General features: G+C 62.5%; 15 protein-coding genes. 8 read left to right on the forward strand and 7 right to left on the reverse strand.

Translation table 11 applies throughout. From position 1 onward, the window contains the following. A complete protein-coding gene (gene exbB, locus SSARUM2_RS20850; RefSeq protein ID WP_072264955.1) occupies positions 1–978 on the reverse strand; it encodes a tol-pal system-associated acyl-CoA thioesterase in 978 nt (325 codons plus the stop codon). Positions 979–1,408: 430 nt separating this feature from the next. Here exbB and metC point away from each other — a divergent pair, with 430 nt between their 5' ends. Both metC and SSARUM2_RS20860 read left to right on the forward strand, forming a co-directional pair. Continuing rightward, the gene (metC, locus tag SSARUM2_RS20855; RefSeq protein ID WP_060453178.1) at positions 1,409–2,620 is read left to right on the forward strand and encodes a cystathionine beta-lyase; all 1,212 of its coding nucleotides are present in this window, start codon (positions 1,409–1,411) and stop codon (positions 2,618–2,620) included. A gap of 130 nt (positions 2,621–2,750) precedes the next feature. After that, complete coding sequence (locus tag SSARUM2_RS20860; RefSeq protein WP_033636044.1) at positions 2,751–3,413, forward strand: DedA family protein; 663 nt, start codon at positions 2,751–2,753, stop codon at positions 3,411–3,413. Between the two features lie 67 nt (positions 3,414–3,480). Here SSARUM2_RS20860 and SSARUM2_RS20865 read toward each other — a convergent pair whose 3' ends face one another. Next, entirely contained in the window at positions 3,481–4,398 is a 918-nt protein-coding gene (locus tag SSARUM2_RS20865) for an AraC family transcriptional regulator (RefSeq protein ID WP_033649081.1), read from the reverse strand. A gap of 196 nt (positions 4,399–4,594) precedes the next feature. On the opposite strand from SSARUM2_RS20865, the gene yqhD reads away from it, so the two are divergent. The 3 genes from yqhD (at position 4,595) to SSARUM2_RS20880 (ending at position 7,617) form a co-directional block, all read left to right on the forward strand. Beyond that, on the forward strand, positions 4,595–5,758 hold the full coding sequence (yqhD, locus tag SSARUM2_RS20870; RefSeq protein WP_060453179.1) for an alcohol dehydrogenase: 1,164 nt from the start codon (positions 4,595–4,597) through the stop codon (positions 5,756–5,758). A gap of 287 nt (positions 5,759–6,045) precedes the next feature. Next, entirely contained in the window at positions 6,046–6,870 is an 825-nt protein-coding gene (dkgA, locus tag SSARUM2_RS20875; RefSeq protein WP_033649079.1) for a 2,5-didehydrogluconate reductase DkgA, read from the forward strand. A gap of 141 nt (positions 6,871–7,011) precedes the next feature. Beyond that, entirely contained in the window at positions 7,012–7,617 is a 606-nt protein-coding gene (locus tag SSARUM2_RS20880; RefSeq protein ID WP_033649078.1) for a transglycosylase SLT domain-containing protein, read from the forward strand. Positions 7,618–7,680: 63 nt separating this feature from the next. Here the strand turns inward: SSARUM2_RS20880 and SSARUM2_RS20885 are convergent, their stop codons facing one another. Next, positions 7,681–9,849, reverse strand: a complete 2,169-nt coding sequence (locus SSARUM2_RS20885) for a YgiQ family radical SAM protein (protein ID WP_060453180.1) — start codon at positions 9,847–9,849, stop codon at positions 7,681–7,683. Between the two features lie 80 nt (positions 9,850–9,929). Continuing rightward, positions 9,930–10,664, reverse strand: coding sequence for a GntR family transcriptional regulator (locus SSARUM2_RS20890; protein WP_060428769.1), 735 nt, complete (start codon positions 10,662–10,664; stop codon positions 9,930–9,932). A gap of 658 nt (positions 10,665–11,322) precedes the next feature. On the opposite strand from SSARUM2_RS20890, the gene SSARUM2_RS20895 reads away from it, so the two are divergent. Both SSARUM2_RS20895 and SSARUM2_RS20900 read left to right on the forward strand, forming a co-directional pair. Further along, complete coding sequence (locus SSARUM2_RS20895; RefSeq protein ID WP_025304294.1) at positions 11,323–12,720, forward strand: cytosine permease; 1,398 nt, start codon at positions 11,323–11,325, stop codon at positions 12,718–12,720. Then, positions 12,717–13,649, forward strand: coding sequence for a PfkB family carbohydrate kinase (locus tag SSARUM2_RS20900; RefSeq protein ID WP_049196192.1), 933 nt, complete (start codon positions 12,717–12,719; stop codon positions 13,647–13,649). Before SSARUM2_RS20895 ends, SSARUM2_RS20900 begins: the two co-directional genes overlap by 4 nt. 34 nt (positions 13,650–13,683) lie before the next feature. Here the strand turns inward: SSARUM2_RS20900 and SSARUM2_RS20905 are convergent, their stop codons facing one another. Both SSARUM2_RS20905 and xapA read right to left on the reverse strand, forming a co-directional pair. Continuing rightward, complete coding sequence (locus SSARUM2_RS20905; RefSeq protein ID WP_060453189.1) at positions 13,684–14,934, reverse strand: nucleoside permease; 1,251 nt, start codon at positions 14,932–14,934, stop codon at positions 13,684–13,686. An 80-nt stretch (positions 14,935–15,014) separates the two neighbouring features. Next, on the reverse strand, positions 15,015–15,836 hold the full coding sequence (gene xapA, locus SSARUM2_RS20910) for a xanthosine phosphorylase (RefSeq protein ID WP_041036721.1): 822 nt from the start codon (positions 15,834–15,836) through the stop codon (positions 15,015–15,017). 137 nt (positions 15,837–15,973) lie between these two features. Between xapA and SSARUM2_RS20915 the strand changes: the two genes are divergently transcribed. Further along, positions 15,974–16,885, forward strand: a complete 912-nt coding sequence (locus SSARUM2_RS20915) for a LysR family transcriptional regulator (RefSeq protein ID WP_060453181.1) — start codon at positions 15,974–15,976, stop codon at positions 16,883–16,885. A gap of 17 nt (positions 16,886–16,902) precedes the next feature. Here SSARUM2_RS20915 and ftsP read toward each other — a convergent pair whose 3' ends face one another. After that, positions 16,903–18,318, reverse strand: a complete 1,416-nt coding sequence (ftsP, locus tag SSARUM2_RS20920; protein ID WP_039569305.1) for a cell division protein FtsP — start codon at positions 18,316–18,318, stop codon at positions 16,903–16,905. Between the last annotated feature and the right edge of the window lie 122 nt (positions 18,319–18,440).

Below are 18,440 nucleotides of genomic sequence, written 5' to 3' on the forward strand. Positions count from 1 at the left end.
TCACCCCGCCCGCAGTTGGTGTGCGTGCTGTGAGCGCTTGGCTTCCGCCGTCGCGGCCAGATCCAGATCGCGGCCCTGCAGCAGCAAGACCTGCGCCGCCACGTCGCCTACCTGGGCGCGATGGCCGCTGATGACGCGGGCAAAGATGTTGTAGATAACGACGGCAGGGATCGCCGCGACCAGGCCCAGCGCGGTCGCCAGCAGCGCTTCCGCGATGCCCGGCGCCACGACCGCCAGGTTGGTGGTCTGCGAATGGGCGATGCCGATGAAGCTGTTCATGATGCCCCACACGGTGCCGAACAGGCCGACGAACGGCGAGATGGCGCCGATGGTGGCCAGGAAACCGTTGCCGCGGCCCATGTTGCGGCTGTAGGCCGCCACGCGGCGCTCGAGGCGGAAGCCGGTACGCTCTTTGATGCCGTTGTTGTCGCTGGACTCTGCGGACAGCTCCAGCTCATTTTGCGCGTCGTTCAGCAAGACAGCGCTGACGCTCTGCGAGCCGAAGTTTTGCGCCAGCTCGGAAGCTTCATCCAGCGAGCGCGCGTCGGCCAGCGCCAGCTGTTCGCGTCGCAGGCGGCGTTTGGCGCGCAGCAATTCACTGCCTTTGGAGAACAGAATGGTCCAGGTCACGATCGAGGCCAGCACCAGGCCGATCATTACCGCTTTCACCACCGCGTCGGCGTGCTGATACATGCCCCAAACGGACAGATCCATGCCGCGGGTTTCCGGTGGCTGGATCGTTGGCGCCGGGTTCACCGGCGTGATGCTCTCCGGCGCGGCGGCTGCAGGTGCAGGCGCGGTGGTCGGCGCAACGCTTTCGGTAACGGCCGGATTGGCCGCCGGCGCCGCCTGCGCGCTGCCGGCCAGCCCCACGACCAGCACCATTGAAGCCATCAGGCTGCGGCCAAAGGCCTTGCCCCACTGCGCCCGGCCCTGGCCGAACGATCCTTGATTTAAATTCTTGCCAGCCGTTTTCACGCTGTGCCTCCACCCATTACCGATCAAAATTAAGGAATAATTCAGCGTGCGATCATATCAAACCAACCGGGGATTGATAGTAGTTCTCATTATTATTTACCAAATAAACGAGAAAATTTTAGCCAACCCCGCGGCAAAGCGCCAATCCGCGTCCGTTCACCGCCAAACGCCCCTTTTATGGGGTTATTTCGTTACTTTTCCCCCACAACGGCGCAACAAGGCCACGCTGCCGAACGGCATCTCGACCGATGAATGGGCTTCTCTCTCGCCGCTCGGCAGGAGGATGAGGCGAGAAATGCGCAGTCGGCAGCCAATTATAGCCGTTTCTGTATCTGGAAGTTAAAACGTCTGGATGGCTATATTAACTCATGTTAACGTAAGGGCTATCGCAACGGGCACGTGCAGAGCAACCAGAGGTGAGCCAGGTACCATGACGTCAAAACATATCGAAACCACGCTGATCGGCGCCGGCCGCGGCAAGCGCTACACCCAGGGCTCCGTCAATCCCGTCACGCAACGCGCCTCTTCTTTGGTCTTCGACTCCGTCGCCGCCAAAAAACACGCCACCGCGCAGCGCGCCCACGGCGAGCTGTTTTACGGCCGACGCGGCACCCTGACCCACTTCGCGCTGCAGGATGCGATGGTGGAGCTGGAGGGCGGCGCCGGCTGCGTGCTGTACCCCTGCGGCGCGGCGGCGGTAGCCAATGCGATCCTGTCGTTCGTCGGCGCCGGCGATCACCTGCTGGTCACCGGCTCGGCGTACGAACCGACCCAGGATTTCTGCACCCATATCCTCGGCCGCATGAACGTCAGCACCACCTATTTCGATCCATTAATTGGCGCCGATATCGCCACGCTGATCCAGCCCAATACCCGCGTGGTGTTCCTGGAATCCCCCGGCTCCATCACCCTGGAAGTGCAGGATATTCCGGCGATGGTGCAGGCCATCCGCGCCGTGGCGCCGGAGGTGGTGATCATGATCGACAACACCTGGGCGGCGGGCGTGCTGTTCAAGGCGCTGGATTTCGATATCGACATTTCGATTCAGGCCGGCACCAAATACCTGATCGGCCATTCCGATTACATGCTCGGCACCGCCGTCGCCAACGCGCGCTGTTGGGATCGGCTGCGCGAGTACTCCTACCTGATGGGGCAGATGGTGGATGCCGACACCGCCTACATGGCGAGCCGCGGCCTGCGCACCCTGAGCGTGCGCCTGAAGCAGCACGAGCGCAGCAGCATCGAAGTCGCCCACTGGCTGGCGGCACGGCCGGAGGTGGCGACGGTCAATCACCCGGCCCTGCCCAGCTGCAAGGGCCACGAGTTCTACCGCCGCGACTTCAGCGGCTGCAACGGGCTGTTCTCCTTCGTGCTGAAAGAGCGGCTGGATGATGCGCAGCTGGCCGCCTACCTGGACAACTTCAGCCATTTCAGCATGGCCTACTCCTGGGGCGGCTTCGAGTCACTGATCCTGACCAATCAGCCGGAAGAGCTGGAAGCGATCCGTCCGGCGGGCGGCGTCGATTTCTCCGGCACGCTGGTGCGCCTGCACATCGGCCTGGAGAACGTCGAAGACCTGATCGCCGATCTGGCGGCCGGCTTCGATCGCCTCAACGGCGTGCGCCAAGACGGATTCCGGTAATTTTCTTCGCCTTGTTTAATGTCGGCTTAAGCTATTAGCGGTACACTAATCGGGTAACTGTCAGATACGGTAACCGCCGCATCCTGGAGAACGTGACCCCGGGCGCAACCGGCATGCAACAGGACATAAAATGGATGTATTACGAGAGATTATTCATGCGCTTTGGCAGCAGGACTTTATCGCCCTCGCCGATCCAAGCGTAATTTGGGTGGTTTACGCCGTACTTTTCACCACCCTGTTTTTGGAAAACGGACTGCTGCCCGCCTCCTTCCTCCCCGGCGACAGCCTGCTGCTGCTGTCGGGCGCGCTGATCGCCAAAGGCGTGATGGGCTTTGCCCCCACCCTGCTGATTCTGACCGCCGCCGCCGGCCTCGGCTGCTGGCTGAGCTATATCCAGGGCCGCTGGCTGGGCCACACCGGCCTGGTGAAGAGCTGGCTGCTGCAGCTGCCGGCGCAGTACCACCAGCGCGCGCACAACCTGTTCAATCGCCACGGGCTGACGGCGCTGCTGATCGGCCGCTTCCTCGGCTTCGTGCGCACGCTGCTGCCGACCATGGCCGGCATTTCCGGGCTCAACAGCTCGCGCTTCCAGGTGTTCAACTGGCTGAGCGCGGCGATCTGGGTCTGTGCGCTGGTGGGCCTCGGCTACGCTTTCAGTCAAATCCCTCTGGTAAAACGCTACGAAAGCCAGGTGATGACCGGCCTGATGCTGCTGCCGCTGCTGCTGCTGTTCGTCGGCCTGCTGGGCGCCATGCTGGTGATCTGGCGCAAAAAGCGCGCTTCCTCTTCCTAAATCCGGCGCGCTACAGCGCCTTCTCGACCAGCGCCCGGCAAGATCGTCCTGCCCCCGTAAACGCGGCTCAGCCCTCCAGCAGCAGCGGGTTGGCCTCGCGCAGCCGGGCGACTTCATCGCTCGGCGTCATGCCGAACAGCCGCTTGAATTCACGGCTGAACTGCGACGCGCTCTCGTAGCCGACGCGGATCGCCGCGGTGCTGGCCTTCAGGCCGTCATGCACCATCAGCAGGCGCGCCTTATGCAGCCGGTACGACTTCACGTATTGCAGCGGCGAGGTGTTGGTCACCGCCTTGAAATTGTGGTGGAACGCCGAGACGCTCATGTTGACCTCGCCGGCCAACTGCTCGACGTTGAGGTTGTCGGCATACTGATGTTCGATGCGCCGCAGCGCCTTGGCGATCTGGCTGAAGTGGGTATGGCGATTGACCAACTCCTGCAGCGACGCGCCGCAGGTGCCGCGCAGCACGTAGTAAAGGATCTCGCGCACGATCTGCGGCCCCAGCACCCGGGCATCGAGCGGCTTGGCCATCACGTCCAGCAGGCGTTCGGTGGCGCACAGCAGCGCTTCCGTCAGCTCGGCCAGGTTCACCCCGTTGCTCTCCGCCCGCGGTTGCATCAGGTAGTCGTCGTCGCCGATGTCGATCAGCAAATCCTGCAGCATTTGGGTATCGATATTGACCGCCAATCCAACCAGCGGCAGTTCCGGGCTGGCGAAGGTTTCGCATTCGAACGGCAGCGGCACCGTCATCAGCAGGTAGTTGCGCGGATCGTACTGGAACACCTTACTGCCGCAATAGCCGACCTTGTGCCCCTGAAAGATGATGACGATCCCCGGTTCGTACATCACCGGTTGGCGCGGGCAGTGGCGATCGACATACAGGATCTTCACCCGCGGCACCGGCGACGGCGTGTAGCCGTTGCCGGTGGCGATAGCCATCGCCTGGCGCGCCATGCGGCTGCGCTGCGCATCGATTTCAATCACGGAAACACCCTCTTACAGTCAGAACGATTCGGCATAAATCATAATTTATAATTCGCCATTCCTACAGAGGATTGTAGAAATAGGCAAGAACCAAACAGGAATGTGCATTGTGCGCTGCCGGCAGGTTGCTGACAATACGGGCCAGAAACCTTTGCGCCGCGTTGGCGCCCGCCTGACAGAAAGAGAGAAATCAACCATGCAAAACTTCATTCTGCATACCCCAACCAAAATCCTGTTCGGCAAGGACCAAATTGCCGAAGTGGCCGGCCAGATCCCGGCGGACGCACGCATCCTGATCACCTACGGTGGCGGCAGCGTGAAGAAAAACGGCGTGCTGGATCAGGTGTATAGCGCGCTGGCCGGCCGCGACGTGCGGGAGTTCTCCGGCATTGAGCCGAACCCGACCTACGAAACGCTGATGAAAGCGGTCGAGGTGGTGAAGGCGGAAAACATCGATTTCCTGCTGGCGGTCGGCGGCGGGTCGGTGGTTGACGGCACCAAGTTCATCGCCGCCGCCGCCCGTTATACCGCCAACGGCGACGCCTGGCATATCCTGCAGACCGTCGGCAGCCACATCGCCGACGCGGTGCCGATGGGCTGCGTGCTGACGCTGCCGGCCACCGGTTCCGAATCCAACAGCGGCGCGGTGATCACCCGTAAAAGCAGCGGCGACAAGCAGCACTTCTTCTCGCCGCTGGTGCAGCCGCGCTTCGCCGTGCTGGATCCGGTGGTGACCTATTCGCTGCCGCCGCGCCAGATCGCCAATGGCGTGGTCGACGCCTTCGTGCACACCCTGGAGCAGTATCTGACCTACCCGGTCGACGCCAAGGTGCAGGAGCGCTTCGCCGAAGGCCTGCTGCTGACCCTGCTGGAGGACGGCCCGCGCGCGCTAGCCGAACCGGAAAACTATGCGGTGCGCGCCAACGTGATGTGGAGCGCCACCATGGCGCTGAACGGCCTGATCGGCGCCGGGGTGCCGCAGGACTGGGCAACCCACATGCTGGGCCACGAGCTGACCGCCATGCACGATCTCGACCACGCGCAAACGCTGGCCATCGTGCTGCCGGCGCTGCTGCACGAGAAGAAAGCGCAGAAGCGCGCAAAACTGCTGCAGTACGCTGACCGCGTTTGGGGCCTGCGCGAAGGCAGCGAAGACAGCCGCATCGACGGCGCCATCGCCGCCACTCGCGCCTTCTTCGAGCAGATGGGCGTACCGACCCGCATGGCGGATTATCAGCTCGACGGCAGCAGCATTCCGGCGCTGCTCGACAAGCTGCATCAGCACGGCATGACCGCCCTGGGCGAGCATCAGGACATCACCCTGGACGTCAGCCGCCGCATTTATGAAGCGGCGCGTTAATCGCAAAACGGCGATTTTTTGCTAGGCTTTAGTCTCCGTCAGCCATTTTTCGCCGCATCCGGCGCCCGGCCGATCACCGGGCGCCGTCAGGCGCCTCAGCGCGCCGCCGATCGTTTCGCACCACCCGTCTTACCGCTCATTCGCAGGGAGAGCGGCGAGAAAATCGCCCTCCCGCCACCGCTGAAATTAGGCTGGCAAACCCGGCAACCGCCCACTTTGCCAACTAGAATTTATCTATAGCCGTTTCGGTGCCGCAGGCGCCGCAATCCGTACACAAGGAGATGCGCATGACAACGCAACAACCCATCATCAAACTCCACGATGGTAATCTGATGCCGCAGTTGGGTCTCGGCGTTTGGCAGGCGAGTATTGAAGAGACCACCCGCGCGGTGAGCAAAGCGCTGGAGATCGGCTACCGCTCCATCGACACCGCCGCGATCTACAAGAACGAGGAAGGCGTCGGCGCCGCGCTGCAGTCCAGCGCGCTGCCGCGCAGCGACCTGTTCATCACCACCAAGCTGTGGAACGACGATCAGGGCGATCCGCTGGCGGCGCTGGAAACCAGTTTGGAAAAACTCAAGCTGGACTATGTGGATCTGTACCTGATCCACTGGCCGCGCCCGCAGCAGGATCAATACGTCTCCGCCTGGCGCGAACTGATCAACCTGCGCGATCAAGGCCTGGTGAAAAGCATCGGCGTATGCAACTTCCATACGCCGCACCTGCAGCGCCTGCTGGATGAAACCAACGTGGCGCCGGTCGTCAACCAGATAGAGCTGCACCCGCTGCTGCAACAGCGCCAGCTGCGCGCCTGGAACGCCACGCACCACATCGCCACCGAATCCTGGAGCCCGCTGGCGCAGGGCGGTGAAGGGGTGTTCGACCAGCCGCTGATCAAGGCGCTGGCCGAAAAATACGAGAAAACCCCGGCGCAGATCGTGGTGCGCTGGCACCTGGACAGCGGCCTGATCGTGATCCCGAAATCGGTCACGCCGTCGCGCATCCGCGAAAACTTCGAGGTGTTTGATTTCAAACTCGATAAGGACGAACTGGGCGAGATCGCCAAGCTGGACGTCGGCAACCGCCTCGGGCCGGATCCGGATACCCTGTAACCCCTCCCCAAGCCCTCTCCCGTCGGAGGGGGCTTTTCCTTCCCGCGCATTGCCCCCTTACGCCGCCTGACGTTATGATGACGAGCCGGAGGCTCCGCCCGCCGGTTAATACCGTTAAAAAACAGACAAGCACGGAGCACCATGAAATTCTCTTTCTCACACGGGTCACGGCTGGGCATGCTTTGCATCATGCTGGTGCTGGCGGGTTGCGCCGGCAAGAAACAGCGCGTCAGCTACGATCGCCACGCCTTCGACAGCGCCATTAAAGACGCCGCCAGCGAATACGGCGTGGACGCCAAGCTGATCACCGCCATGATCCAGGTGGAGTCCGGTTTCAACCCCGCCGCAGTGAGCAGATCCAATGCGATCGGCCTGATGCAGTTGAAAGCCGATACCGCCGGCTGCGACGCCTATCGTTACAAAGGCAAACGCGGTTGCCCGGACGATGACGATCTGCTGGATCCCGACACCAATATCGATCTCGGCGCCGCCTATCTGGCCACCTTGCAAAAACAACAGCTTAAAGGGATCGCCAATCCAGTTACGCTGCGCTACGCCACCATCATCGCCTACGTCAACGGCACCGGCGCGCTGCTGCGCACCTTCTCCAGCAACCGCCAGCAGGCCATCGCGATGATCAACAACCTGTCGCCGGAAGCCTTTAACTGGCACGTGCGCAAATACCATCCCGCTCCGCAGGCGCCGCGCCATTTGATGAAAGTGGAAGCCGCCTACGATCGGCTGTGATGAGTAAAAGTAAAAAGGAGAACCCGAGGGTTCTCCTTTTTGTTTGCGCCCGCGGCGTGGCCGTTACGGCTTGGCTTTGCGAATCGGTTTGCGCGGCGGCCGGTTGGACGGCGTGCGCTGCCGATTGATATCGGTATGTTTGGTCAGCGCCGGCCGGGTATGGCGCTGCAGGCGTTTCGCTTCGCGCTGCTCGTCGATGCTCGGCGCCGGCACCAGACACTCGCGGCGGCTGCCGATCAGGTGCTTCAGCCCCATCTCTTCCAGCGCGGCGCGGATCAGCGCCCAGTTGGCCGGATCGTGGTAACGCAGCAGCGCCTTGTGCAGGCGGCGCTGGCGATCGCCGCGCGGCACCACCACGTCTTCGCTCTTGTACCTCACCTTGCTCAGCGGGTTTTTGCCGCTGTAATACATGGTGGTGGAGTTGGCCATCGGCGAAGGATAGAAGTTCTGCACCTGATCGAGGCGGAAACGGTTCTTCTTCAGCCACAGCGCCAGGTTCACCATGTCTTCATCGCGGGTGCCCGGGTGCGACGAGATGAAGTACGGGATCAGGTACTGCTCTTTGCCCGCCTGCTTCGAATAGTGATCAAACAGCTGCTTGAAGCGATCGTAGCTGCCCATGCCCGGCTTCATCATCTTCGACAGCGGCCCTTCTTCGGTGTGCTCCGGCGCGATCTTCAGGTAGCCGCCGACGTGGTGGGTCGCCAGCTCCTTGATATAACGCGGATCTTCCACCGCCAGATCGTAACGTACCCCGGAGGCGATCAGGATCTTCTTGATGCCCTCCAGCGAACGCGCGCGGCGATACAGCTTGATGGTCGGCTCGTGGTTGGTGTCCATATAGGTGCAGATCTCCGGATACACGCACGAGGCGCGGCGGCAGGTCTGCTCGGCGCGCGGGTTGGTGCAGCGCAGCATATACATGTTGGCGGTCGGGCCGCCGAGATCGGAGATCACGCCGGTGAAGCCCGGCACCTTGTCGCGGATCTCTTCGATTTCGCGAACGATCGAATCTTCCGAACGGCTCTGGATGATGCGCCCTTCATGCTCGGTGATCGAACAGAACGAGCAGCCGCCGTAGCAGCCGCGCATGATATTCACCGAGAAACGGATCATGTCATAGGCCGGAATGCGATCCTGTCCGTAGGACGGGTGCGGCACGCGCTGATAAGGCAGCGCGAAGACGCTGTCCATCTCCGGCGTGGTCAGCGGGATCGCCGGCGGGTTGATCCACACGTAGCGGTCGCCGTGTTTCTGCATCAGCGCACGGGCGCAGCCCGGGTTGGTTTCATGGTGCAGAATGCGCGAGGTGTGCGCATACAGCACCTTGTCGCCCTTCACTTTCTCGAAGGACGGCAGCAGCACATAGGTCTTCTCCCACGGCTTCGGCTTGGCGGCGCGCACGGTGACAGGCTTGGCTTCCGGCTCTTTCGGCTTGGCGCCGTCGGCGCACGGCAGATCGTCGCCGTACGGGTTCGGGATAGGTTCGATGCGGCCCGGCTTGTCGAGGCGGGTGGAATCCACGCCGCTCCAGCCCGGCAGCGCTTCTTTGCGCATTACGGCGGTATTGCGAATATCGTGGATGTCGCCAATCTTCTCACCGGCGGCCAGGCGATGCGCCACTTCCACCAGCGGGCGTTCACCGTTGCCGTAGATCAGCATGTCGGCCTTGGAATCCACCAGCACCGAGCGGCGCACGGTATCCGACCAGTAATCGTAGTGGGCGATGCGGCGCAGGCTGGCTTCGATGCCGCCCAGCACGATCGGCACGTCTTTGTAGGCTTCTTTACAGCGCTGGCTGTAGACCAGGGTGGCGCGATCCGGGCGCTTGCCGCCGACGTTGCCGGCGGTGTAGGCATCGTCGTGGCGCAGTTTGCGATCGGCGGTATAGCGGTTGATCATCGAGTCCATGTTGCCGGCGGTGATGCCGAAGAACAGGTTCGGTTTCCCCAACCGCATGAAGTCTTCTTTGTTGCTCCAGTCCGGCTGCGCGATGATGCCGACGCGGAAGCCCTGCGCTTCCAGCATGCGGCCGATGATCGCCATGCCGAAGCTCGGGTGATCGACATAGGCGTCGCCGCTGATGATGATCACATCGCAGCTGTCCCAGCCCAGTTGATCCATCTCTGCTCGCGACATCGGTAAAAACGGCGCGGTGCCAAAACATTCCGCCCAGTAAGGCTTATAGGAAAACAGTTCACGATCGGGTTGGATCAGGCTGGTGGTGCTCATTCTGCTGCTCTTTTTACAGGTTAATTAATCGCCGGGCGGCGATTATACGCACTAGCTGCAAAAAGAGCATGGTTATTTCGCTAACCGTTCACTTCGAATTCATAAACGTCGCTGCGGCACAAGATATCGCTGAACTCCAGCGCCTCACCCTGGGCATTGCGGCTGGTCTGGGTGATGTGCAACAACGGCGCGCCGCACGGCACGTTGAGCAGCTCGGCGACCTCGTCGCTGCAGGATACCGCCTTCAGCAGAAAGTGCTTATCTTCGGGCACGATGCCGCGCGATTGCCATAACGCATACAGCGAATGTTCCAGCTGCCCCGGTTCGGGCAGGAAGCGCGGCGGAATATAGGTGGTTTCCAGCGAGACCGGGCTGCCGTTCAGCAAGCGCAAACGCCGCAGTTTGACCACCTCATCCCCTTCCGTCAGCCCCAGCGCCGCCGCGGCCTTGGCCGGCGCGCCGACCCGGGTGCGCAGCAGCCATCGATTGCTGACGCTGCTGCCGTGACGCAGCGCCTGAGCGGTGAAACCGCTGTCCTTATCGAGGGAATAGCCAATGTGCATCGCCACGCGGGTGCCAACGCCCTGCTGTCGCAAAATCAGCCCCTTCTCCTCCAGCAGTTTCATCGCCTTGCTGACGGTGACGCGCGACAGCGCCAGGCCTTCCGCCATCTGCCGTTCGGGCGGCAAAAACGCCTCTGCCGCCAGCACCTGCTGCCTGATCGCGTTTTCTATCGCCGATGCCAACTGAATATAACGCGGCGCTACCGCCCCCTGCGCCAGATGGCCACGCAGCCAGGCCATAAAATCCGTCATTCGCCCGCCCTCTTACCTATGCCATTTGTCTGGATTTCGTTTTTTATCCTATCGCCGATCCGGCGATAAGCCCCTCACCTTAACTAAAATATCGCTAATGTTTTCAGAGTGGCATCACAATTTTTGCCTAATGGACTTTCATTGGATCTAGATCGCGCGTAATCTGTGCTTATTGATGTTGATACATCAATCGCACCAACACCAGGGACCCACTTTAAAAACAATAAAAAACCCGCTGCCAGCCCTAAAGGATACCCTTGATGGCCGGTAGCGGGGATATACTGTCAGCACAAACGGCCGAGAATAAGCAACGTAGCTAATGGATAGCTTGCTCACTGCTCATAGCCACATCACAGGATCCCCTCGCGGTGGGCGCAACGGATCGATGTCGGCAAATAGAAACGTTCCCGCTTCGCCAAACCCCGCTGCAGACCCACTCTTTGACTACACTCATTGGCGCCGTGCGGCCGACGTGCCTCACCCGATAAGGCGGATACCGCCCTCACTTTGATAGACCTGGCGGTCTCAGCCGCTACACACTGCGCGGAATCGGCGTCTTCACCGACAACGGAATAGCCGGCGTCAACCGCGCCAACGGAATCGATTTTCAGTCAACTGCGGCGGCCCTCGCGGCCCTGCGCTACAGGGATCATTTGCTATGACCGATATCAATCGCAATGAAGCATGGAAGGTAGAAAGCACCGGTATCGATCGGGTGCCGGACGCGGAACAGACCGGCAAGCCCATCGAGCTGTTTTGGATCTGGTCGGCGGCCAATATCGGCATTCTCGGCGTGGTGTACGGCGCCATTATCGTCGGCTTCGGCTTATCCTTCCTGCAATCGGTACTCGCCGCGCTGGTCGGCGTCGCCAGCTTCGTGCTGGTCGGCCTCACCAGCTTCGCCGGCAAGCGCGGGCGCACCTCTACGCTGACGCTCTCGCGGGTGATTTTCGGCCTGAAGGGCAACGTGGCGCCCACCCTGTTCAGTTGGATCAACCTGATGGGCTGGGAAGCGGTCAATGTGATCACCGGCACCCTGACGCTGGCGGCGCTGTTCGAGGCCTTCGGGTTGGGTAGCAGCCACCTGCTGACCGCGCTCAGCCTGCTGCTGTTCGGCGGGCTCACTGTCGTCGTCAGCCTGCTGGGGCAAAATACCGTGGTCTGGATGCAAAGCTGGTTCAGCCGCATCTTCGGCACCATGACGCTGATCGTGGTGCTCTATATCCTGTTCAACACCGAGTGGAGCCAGGTGCTGGCGCTGCCTTCCGGCAGCTGGTTGACCGGCTTCCTGCCGGCGGTATCGGTGATTGCCGCCGGTACCGGCATCAGTTGGGCGATCGCCGGCGCCGATTACAGCCGCTATCAAAGCCCGAGCTCGTCGAGCAAAAGCATTTTCGCCGCGGTAATGGGCGGCGCCTGTTTGCCGCTGATGCTGCTGATGCTGGCCGGCATCCTGCTTTCCGTGCAGCTGCCCGATCTGGCCAGCGCCGCCAACCCCATCGCACTGATAGGCTCGGTGCTGCCCGCCTGGATGGCCATTCCTTATCTGCTGGCCGCCACCGCCGGCATCGTCACCATCGCGGTGCTCAGCCTGTATTCCGCCAGCCTTAACCTGCTGACCATCGGCGTGCAGGTCAAGCAGTGGCTGGCGGTGTCGATCGACGCGGTGGTGGTGTTGGGCATCGCCCTGTATGTGCTGTTCATCTCCGGCGATTTCATGGGGCCGTTCATCTCCTTCCTGGTGTTCTGCGGCGTCTTCCTGGCGGCCTGGGAGGCGATTTTCCTGCTCGATTACCTGTGCCTGCGCCGCCGCCACGGGTATGATGGCAACGCTTTGTACGGCCTGCATGGCCAGAACCGCGGCGTGCGCAAAGCCCCGCTGTTCTGCTGGTTCCTCGGCGCCCTGTGCGGCCTGCTGGTCACCAAAACCGGTTTTATCGACGGCCCGCTGGCCAAAGGCCTGTTCGCCGATTCCAGCCTGGGGCTGTTTGTGTCGTTCGCGGTGAGTCTGATCGCTTACGGTCTGTACCTGACCCAACGCAGAGAACATCAATGAGTGAGTGGGAAGCTGTAACACCTGTCCTGGTGATTGGGGGCGCGGTCGGCGATCTGGTGATGACGCTGCCGCGCCTGCCGACCAGCGGCGAAGATATCGAAGCCCAGCCGCAGGCGCGGCAAATCGGCGGCTGCGCGTTCAACGTGGCGCGTGCGCTGGTGCGCCTGGAAACGCCGGTGATTAACGGCATGCCGGTTGGCAACGGTGAATGGGGCGCGGCGGTCGAAGCCGCCATGGGCGAGCTGGGGCTGGAGGTGCTGTTACGCCACGGCCAGATGGACAACGGCTGGTGCCTGGCGCTGGTGGAGCCGAACGGCGAACGCACCTTCATCACGGTTTCTGGCTGCGAAAGCCAATGGAATAAAGCGCAGCTGGCGACGCTGCCGCTGACGGAGCACACCCTGATCTACGCCAGCGGCTACGAGCTGGCGGGCGAAAGCGGCGAGGCGCTGCGCGAGTGGCTGACGCGTATGCCGTTCGACCAACCGCGCCTGATCGATCCCGGCCCGCGCATCGCTCAGCTCAGCGAAGATTTCTTCGCCATGCTCAGCGACAGCCACACCCTATTGACACTCAACCGCGACGAAGTGACCGCGCTGTGCGGCGCAGGCGACGCCGTGGAGGCCGCGCAGCGCTATGCCGCCGCTCGTAACCTGACGCTGGTCTGCCGCCTGGATCGCGACGGCGCGTGGATCTGCGACGGCCGCACGCCGCCGCTGCACGTGCCCGCCTATCCGGTAGACGTCGTCGACACCATCGGCGCGGGCGATGCCCACTGCGCCGGTTTGCTGGCGGGCCTGTCCGCCGGCTGGCCTCTGCCGCAGGCGGTCGATCTGGCCAACCGGGTCGCCGCTTGCGTGGTGGCCAGCCTCGGCGCCGCCAATCCGCCGGACCGGCAGCAGTTGCAACAGCGCTTCCCGCAGGCCTGACGTTTCAAGGCGCCGTCACGCGGCGCCTTCTGCCTTACTGCGCCGCCGCCGCGCTCTCCTGCGGCGGGTGGCGATAGTTGAAGCTCAACGCGAACACGATCCCCAGCACCAGCGTATACAGCGCAAACACCAGCCAGATGCTCTGCCAGTCTTTCACGCCGTCATGGCTGAAGAAGTCCACCACCTCGCCGCTGGCAAGCGCACCCAGATAGGCGCCCAAACCGTTCACCATGGTCATGAACAGCCCCTGCGCGCTGGCGCGGATGCGGCGATCGGCCTCTTTCTCGACGAAGATGGCGCCGGAGATATTGAAGAAGTCGAACGCACAGCCGTAGACGATCATCGACAGCAGCAGCAGAACGAAACCAAAGCCGACCGGCGTGCCATAGGCCAGGAACAGGAAGCGCAGCGTCCAGGCCGCCATGCTGATCAGCATCACCTGCTTGATGCCGTAACGGCGCAGGAAGAAGGGAATGGTGAGGATAAAGAATACTTCGGAGATCTGCGACAGCGACAGCAGCACCGCCGGATACCGGACGCTGAGGCTGTCCTGATACAGCGGGTTGAGCGACAGATCGTGCAGGAACGGGTTGCCGAAGGTATTGGTTATCTGCAGCGCCGCGCCAAGCAACATGGCGAACAGGAAAAACAGCGCCATGCGCCGCTGGCGGAACAGCACCAGCGCATCCAGCCCCAGCACGCTCACCCAGCTCTTCGACTCGGCCGCGCGGTTGGTCGGGCAGCGCGGCAGCGTCAGTGAATAAGCGGACAGCAGCAGCGACGCCGCAGAAGCCAGATACAGCTGCAGATTGCTGAGCTCGATTCGGCTGAAGCCGACCAGCCACATCGCCAGAATGAACCCCACCGTGCCGTACACCCGCACCGGCGGAAAGTCCTTCACCGTGTCAAAGCCGTGCTTTTCGAGACAAAAATAGGAAATGGCGTTGGAGAGCGCGATGGTCGGCATATAGACCATGGCGTTGAACAGCATCACCCAGAACATCAGCATCGGTTGCTCGACCTGCGCCGCGCAGTATAGCGCCAGCGCCCCGAACAGGTGACAAAGCGCATACAGGTAGTTGGCCTTCATCCACCGATCGGCGATGATGCCCGCCAGCCCCGGCATGATCAGCGCGGCGATGCCTTTGGCGCTGTAAACCATCCCCACCTGCATGCCGCTGAAATGCAGCGTGTTGATCATGTAGGAGCCCAGCGTCACCAACCAGGCACCCCAGATAAAGAACTGCAGGAAAATCATGACCTTCAATCGTGCTTTTATCGCCATCGCCATCACCTTGTTATTATGCTTTCAACGATGATTGGTGCGGCGGGCCCCTGCAGCCCACCGCCGGTTTGCCTGCGGTGTTACAGCGTTTTGAACAGCTCGCGGATCAGGCGCATGAAATCGTCCGCCGCCAGCGCCGCGCAGCTGAGCGTTTGTTCATGGGAGAGCGGCGTATCCGACAGCCCTTCGGCGTAGTTGGTCATCGCGGACACCACCAGCACCTTGAGGCCGCAGTGGCGCGCCGTCAGGACTTCCGGCACGATCGACATGCCCACCACGTCGCAGCCCAGGGTCTGCATCATGCGGATCTCCGCTGGCGTTTCGAAATTCGGCCCGGTGTAGGCGGCGAACACCCCTTCCGCCAGCGGAATGCCCGCGCTTTCGGCCACCGCCGCCAGCCGGGCGCGCAGATCGCGATCGTAGGCGTTCGCCAGGCTGAAGAAGCGCGGCCCGAAGCGCTCGTCGTTGGCGCCGACCAGCGGCGATTCCGGCATGAAATTGATGTGATCGGTGATGGCCACCAGGCTGCCCGGCGCCACCGAGCGGCGCAGCGAACCGGCGGCGTTGGTCGCCAGCAGGAATTCACAGCCCAGCAGTTTGAAGGTGCGCACTGCGGTGGTCATCACCTGCATGCCGCGCCCTTCATAGAAATGACCGCGCCCTTTCATGCACAATACCGGCACGCCTTCCAGCTTGCCGGCGACCAGCTGCCCGGCATGGCCGGCGACGCCGCTCACCGGGAAGCCCGGCAGCTCCGCGTAGTCGATGGTGACGGTTTCGGTCATCACCTCCGCCAGGGCGCCGAGTCCAGAGCCGAGAATCAAGGCCGCTTTCGGCTGGAAACCCGGCAGGCGTGCGCGGACGACATCGGCGCAGGTAAAAGCATCTTCTTGATTAAACATCGTATTCTCTCTTTCAGCGGGGGATAATAATCCCCATAGTAGAGAGCGAGGCGCGGCCGAGACCAATACATTCTTAGCGGCCGATTTATTCCATTTACCTATAAGTTGAGCTGCGTCACAAGGAGGCGATACCCCGGATGAATCAGCCCCATACCCTGCCCGATCCCGGCCGGATTAACTTCCGCCTGCTGCACTATTTCCGCGTAGTGGCGGAAGAGATGAACTTCACCCAGGCGGCGCGGCGGCTGAATATGTCACAGCCGCCGCTCAGCAAGCACATCAAGGAGCTGGAAAGCCAGCTCGGCGTGGTGCTGTTCAAACGCACCACCCGCTCCATGACGCTGACACCGGCCGGCCGCACGCTGCTGCGCAACGTCGAGCGGCTGCTGGATCAGGCCGACAGCGCGCTGCATCAGGTGCAACAGATGGGGCGCGGCGAAGGCGGCCACATGGTGGTCGGCATGGTCGGCACCTCGGCCTGGGGCGGCCTGATCGCGGCGCTGCGGCGGTTCAGCGAGCAAAACGCCGGCGTCACCTGGTCGTTGAACGAGCTGACGCCCAGCCAGCAAATCGCCGCGCTGCAAAAGCGGCATATCGATATCGGGGTCTGGCGAGAGGCGCAGCAGCAGACGCTGCCGGGGTTGACCTGCCAACGCTTGGCGAGCGAGAGCATCGCCGTGGTGCTGCCGCTCGATCATCCGCTGGCGCAGCAGGAAAGCATCCCGTTGGCGGCGCTGCAGAACGACAGTTTCATCGTGCTGCCGCCGCACGAGGCCAGCCTGGGGCTGTATCTGCACAATCTGTGCCTGCAGCAGGGATTTTTGCCGGACGTCGCTTATCAGGTCAACGAACCGCAAACCCTGCTGGCGCTGGTGGCGGAGGGCTGCGGCATTACGCTGCTGCCGGACAGCTACGGCCGCATCCCGTGGCCCGGCGTCCGCTTTTGCTCGCTGCAGCAGGCGCCGCCGGCGGATCTGTACGCGGTTTACCGCGCCGACAGCGTCACGCCGGTCGTAGAGGCCTTTCTGGAGATGCTGCGGGCGCCGTAAGCGGCCCGCAGCGCAGATTACATCGTCGGCTGCACCATCAGCTGGCCGGCGGTGCCGCGATCGGCCATCTCCAGCGTCTGGCTGTAATACAGGAACGGGAAGTGTTCGGAGGTAGGTTGATTGAAATACACCAGCAGCTCGACGTCGCCATCGACCCAGACGGTGTCCTTCCAGCCGCGATCTTCCGCCATCGGCTGCGCGCCGTTGACGCGTTTGATCAGGAACTGCACGCCCTGAATATGGAACGACTGCGGCGTATCCGCATGAATGTTCCAGCGTTCCCAGGTGCCTTGCTGCGCCTGCACGTCGATGCGGTTCATGTCCCAAATCGCGCCGTTGATGCCGACGCCGCCGTCGCCCAGGCGGAAATCGCGGGTGCGGCTGGCGCTGCCGTCCAACAGCTGATCCGCCAGCAGGCGCATCGGCAGGTTGTCGGTCACCAGCGGCAGCAGGCCGGTCGGGCGCAGCGTCAGCACCTGGGTGGACACCAGAATGCTCGACGGCTCGAACAGGCCGCGCAGGCGATCCATGATGCCCGCCGCTTCACCGGCGGTGATGGTCACCTCCTCGCCCTTCGACATGTCGATTAGCACTTCCCGGCGTTCGCCCGGCGCCAGCGACAGCTGCTGCACCGCGACCGGCGCGGGCAGGAAGCCCTGATCGCTGGCGATCACGTTGAATGGGCGCCCGTCGCTGAGCTGCAGGGTATAGCGGCGCGCGTTGGAGGCGTTGAGCAGGCGCAAACGCACCCAGCCGCGCGACACCTCGACATACGGATTTTGCACGCCGTTGACCAACAGCGTATCGCCGACGAAACCGCCCTGCGACGGCGCATCGTATTGCGGCGTGCCGAAGTTATCGAAGCGCTTGTCCTGAATGATCAGTGGGAAATCGTCGACGCCGTAGTGGTTGGGCAGCGGCAGCGCTTTGCTGACGGCATCCTCCACCAGCCACAGCCCGGCCAGCCCGTTGTAAACGTGCGGCGCCATGCGGTTCGGCGTATTGGCGTGGTACCAGCAGGTGGCCGCCGCCTGACGGATGGGCAGCACCGGCGACCAGTCGACGTTGGGCGACATCATGCGCGGCGCGCCGCCCATCAGCGTGCCCGGCACCTGCAGACCGCTGACGGTCATCGCCACCGGCTCCTGCAGGCGGTTGCTGTAGATCAGTTTGACGTCGTCACCGCTGTAAACCCGCACCGTCGGCCCCAAATACATGCCGTTGATGCCCCACACCGCCGCCTTGCGGTTATCCATAAACGCCCAGTGGGCGCGCTGCAGGGTCAGGAACAGCGGCTGACCGCGGCGAGACTCCAGCAGCGGGGGGATGGGTAATGGGGTCTGCGTTCCGCTCGCCTCTGCCCTCAGCGGCACGGCGCTCGCGCACAGCGCCAGGCCCGATGCCTGTATAAACTGACGTCGACTGAGTGACATATTTTCTCCATGAAAAGCAATAACTAAACCGTGTGCAAAACCCAAACGCCCGCCAATCAAGATTAGCAGGCGCTCAGGCGTTAACGGCGCTGAACGCCAATTAAAAACGTATTCTTTGAAGC

This window comes from Serratia sp. K-E0102 (assembly GCF_029962625.1).
Taxonomy (GTDB): domain Bacteria; phylum Pseudomonadota; class Gammaproteobacteria; order Enterobacterales; family Enterobacteriaceae; genus Serratia; species Serratia sarumanii.